We start from the raw sequence: 3,196 nt of genomic DNA, 5'->3' as shown, positions 1-3,196 counted from the left end.
GCAAGTCAGAGAAACCAGTATCCACAAAACTTCGGGATTTTCAAGTTATTTTTTTCATACCCTGATTAAGCAACGCCAAAACACGAAGTAGCAAATAATGTTAGACCAACAAAACCCTAGAGAATATGATGCGGTACTTGGCAGTCAAGTCTTAGTCCCCGAAGGCGCTGCGGTGCTAGGAGGTTTATTCGGTGTCAAGAGTCGCTTAGCATCCAATCACCGATTATCGCAAATTGGTGGTTTGTGTGAAGCCTGTAAATATGGTGAGGTTGGTTTTGATTTGATGGTGCAGTTTTTGAAAGATAAATCAATCGACCCAACAGTAAAAAGAACTGGAAAAATTTGCGTTTCTTCAATGTTAGAAAATACTCTAACAACCGATGATTTAGGATGGTATCTTGTTGGACATGGGCATCTATATCCTGACAGCAAAATAGATACTTTGCGATTAGCTTGTGAAAAACTTCTTGCTTACATACACACGCTCTACGGCAAAAAAAAATGGTATTTTGGCGGAGGGTATAGTTATATTTGGTTTCGACAAGTTCAAGATCGGGAATGGGCTAAAGGTAACATAAAAACTTTAAGTGATTCAATGAATTACTTAGTACAGATTCTTTCAGCAGAAAAACTGAGAAGAGTAATAATCTTGAATTTTGTTTACTACTGCCAAACTTACTATGATATTGGCGTAGCCTATCAAAAGGAAGTACCTAGAAATAAGTTTCCTGAAAATATTGAACCGAGATTGTTAAGCCAAGGGATTTATCATAGTTTGCTTCCTTGGTTTGAAGAGAGTTTAGAAAAATTAATTGCCTCTTCATTTCAAGATTTAGTAATGGAGTAATGCTTCGCTTTCAGACTGTGATTTCTCAATCACAGAAAATGAAAGATAATTTGCTGCAATTCCCGATCGAACAGAAAGTGTACAATTTAGCTTTAGGTTATGCTTCCGAACAAGCTAACCTAGAAGTTGGTCTAAAACATTTCTACAATACAATGACCGTGTGGGCAGTCAATCATCTTATCGGTTGGATGGAATTTGAAACCATTCTCGATAAAGATGATGACTGGAGTGTAGCAATTGAATCAGCTTTAGAACTGGCTGATTTGGAGTTGCCCGGAATCGGAAAAATTCAATGCTGTCGAATTGGTGAAGGAGAAACAAAAATTTGTGTCCCGGCTCAGGACGATCGTATTGCTTATATCTTTGTTGAATTGCCAGACTCATTGGATCAGGTAAAACTTTTGGGCTTTCTCTCCGCTGCTGATATCGACGGCGATACTGTAGAACTTTCCGTTACTGACCTTCAGCCGTTTGACCGCTTATCTGACTATTTGCGAACTTTTGAATTACAAAGTGTTTGAGGAAAACCCATGAATTTGAAACAGCTAATGATATCTCTGGCAGGTAAACCCAAACCTGATCCAGCTCAGGCAGTTTGGATTGTTAACTGCCCTGACCCCGTTAACGATGATTTTGCTGGAGCGATCGCACAAGCTGAATGTGAACTTGAAGATAAATTCCGATACGACAGAGAGGGCGTTTTTCTTGTCACTACAGCTCATTTGGCTGGTTCTGTCGCGCACCTCACTGCTGAAGAAATCGATTGGGATTGGGAATCTGTTTGCACGATGATGAATTGGTAATTACCTCATCAGGTCAAAATGAGGTATAGCCAAGGTATAAGCGAGGTATAAAGTCAGCGCAGGGGTCGCAGATTTGCCACCCCTGACTGTTGATAGCTTATTGCATAGTCTAAGCTTCGCTGTAAAGTAGTGATTTAGCGGATCATTAACGTTAGCCTGCAAAGCAGGATCGTACTATGCACAGCCCAGATTTTTCAATCTCTCAAGAAGTCGAAAACCTACTCAGAATATGTCCTGTAATTGAAGAAGCTTCATATCTCAACAAAGGTCAGCTCTTGCCGTGTGAGGTCAACCATGAAGTCGTTGCTCCTGAGTTTTTACCGGGCAATGCAGAGAAATTGGTTTGTTTCTCTCGACAAAAGTATGTGACGATCGGTGTAACTCCCATCAAGCTCTTTCAAACCAAGGAAAGTGCTTGGGAAAGCGCTTGTCTTGACGCTGTTTCTGAATTAGGTTTGTCCAATACTCAGATTATTACCCAACCGATCGTTACTCAGGTTATCGAAAAAGCTACTCAATTAATTCAGTCTTTAAATTGGTGGTTGATATAACTGTTTCTTGTTTCTTGTTTCTAGTAACGTTTCTAAAAATGTTTCTAAGAATGTTTCTAGGAATGTTACTAGCAATAGTTATAGTAAAAATTAGCTTCGCTTGTGAGGTTTTGATATGGAGGATTAAATCATGTCACAACCAGAGTTTGAGGTAGAAAACTGTAGCTGGCAAACAAAAGATGGCAAAGTAGTAAAATACACAAAAGAAAGTTACCAGCTTAGTGCCTGGGAAGATTGGAATGAATATCATCTACAAATTACCAGATGGCCGAAAAATACATCAATTGAAATCGTGATACTTAGTGGTGATCAAGGATATGACGCTGAAAGCCGATGGTCAAGTTCTGAAGTTTATCGGTATGTCAAACTGCCTCATGCAGAATTTGATGCACAAAGAGAGCAACTAATTCAGAAAGTTGTCGAGTTAGCAAACAGACAATTTGGTTATCTAACATTCTAATAGCGTATATCTGGGCCGCTCCCAGAATTCTTACTTATCATGACCAACTACGACCAAAGCAAAATAACATTTGGCAAAACTGTTAAAAATGCTCGGCAAGAATATGGATTTAGCCATAAAGACTTGTGTAAACTGCTGGTTATTCCATCAGATGATTTTGAGACAGTGGATCGATGCCTGCTTTCAAAGATAGAAAATAACCGAATCGACATTCGATCAGGTGAGTATGACTGGCTGATACCCGCGATTGCAAGAATATTTGCTCTCGATATCCTTTGGCTTGAACAAATCCGTCAACAAACCGAAGTTGAGCCTCTGGATTTAGAGAAAGCTGTAGCAGTATTTCCCATTTACTTCAATCGTAAAAGCTATGACCTATAAAACCGTGTATCTGCATCGGATGGTGGCAGAACAAACCATCAAGCGTAAACTCAGACCCGGTGAAGTTGTTCATCACCTGGACGAGGACATATCTAATAACTCGCCAGAAAACCTGGTGATTTGTTCTAGTCCTTCTGTTCACGGACGATACCAT

At 39.7% G+C, this 3,196-nt stretch carries 7 protein-coding genes; all 7 read left to right on the top strand.

The features are described 5' to 3' along the window. Positions 1-97: 97 nt before the first annotated feature. Entirely contained in the window at positions 98-847 is a 750-nt protein-coding gene (locus QUB30_RS33165; RefSeq protein WP_333342518.1) for a hypothetical protein, read from the top strand. After that, positions 847-1,368, top strand: a complete 522-nt coding sequence (locus QUB30_RS33160) for a DUF1822 family protein (protein WP_333342515.1) — start codon at positions 847-849, stop codon at positions 1,366-1,368. The genes QUB30_RS33165 and QUB30_RS33160 overlap by 1 nt, the downstream gene beginning before the upstream one ends. A 9-nt stretch (positions 1,369-1,377) precedes the next feature. Beyond that, positions 1,378-1,650: a hypothetical protein gene (locus tag QUB30_RS33155; protein ID WP_333342513.1), complete on the top strand. Its 273-nt coding sequence runs from the start codon at positions 1,378-1,380 to the stop codon at positions 1,648-1,650. Between the two features lie 176 nt (positions 1,651-1,826). Continuing rightward, entirely contained in the window at positions 1,827-2,201 is a 375-nt protein-coding gene (locus tag QUB30_RS33150; protein ID WP_333342510.1) for a hypothetical protein, read from the top strand. A gap of 130 nt (positions 2,202-2,331) precedes the next feature. Then, positions 2,332-2,661 (top strand): hypothetical protein, encoded by a 330-nt coding sequence (locus QUB30_RS33145; RefSeq protein ID WP_333342507.1) that lies wholly within the window; start codon positions 2,332-2,334, stop codon positions 2,659-2,661. Positions 2,662-2,700: 39 nt separating this feature from the next. Beyond that, the gene (locus QUB30_RS33140) at positions 2,701-3,042 is read left to right on the top strand and encodes a hypothetical protein (protein ID WP_333342505.1); all 342 of its coding nucleotides are present in this window, start codon (positions 2,701-2,703) and stop codon (positions 3,040-3,042) included. Beyond that, the coding region (locus QUB30_RS34075; RefSeq protein ID WP_445300580.1) for an HNH endonuclease at positions 3,032-3,196 on the top strand (165 nt) is incomplete at its 3' end. The genes QUB30_RS33140 and QUB30_RS34075, both read left to right, overlap by 11 nt.

Origin of the sequence: Microcoleus sp. BROC3 (assembly GCF_036702515.1) — a bacterium.
Classification (GTDB): domain Bacteria; phylum Cyanobacteriota; class Cyanobacteriia; order Cyanobacteriales; family Microcoleaceae; genus Microcoleus.
This window is presented reverse-complemented; position numbering and strand designations above follow the sequence as displayed.

What these genes read in the sequence shown, in the direction of transcription:
- QUB30_RS33165 (WP_333342518.1), top strand. Translation starts at nt 98, where the DNA reads ATGTTAGACCAACAAAACCCTAGAGAATATGATGCGGTACTTGGCAGT.
- QUB30_RS33160 (WP_333342515.1), top strand. Translation starts at nt 847, where the DNA reads ATGCTTCGCTTTCAGACTGTGATTTCTCAATCACAGAAAATGAAAGAT.
- QUB30_RS33155 (WP_333342513.1), top strand. Translation starts at nt 1,378, where the DNA reads ATGAATTTGAAACAGCTAATGATATCTCTGGCAGGTAAACCCAAACCT.
- QUB30_RS33150 (WP_333342510.1), top strand. Translation starts at nt 1,827, where the DNA reads ATGCACAGCCCAGATTTTTCAATCTCTCAAGAAGTCGAAAACCTACTC.
- QUB30_RS33145 (WP_333342507.1), top strand. Translation starts at nt 2,332, where the DNA reads ATGTCACAACCAGAGTTTGAGGTAGAAAACTGTAGCTGGCAAACAAAA.
- QUB30_RS33140 (WP_333342505.1), top strand. Translation starts at nt 2,701, where the DNA reads ATGACCAACTACGACCAAAGCAAAATAACATTTGGCAAAACTGTTAAA.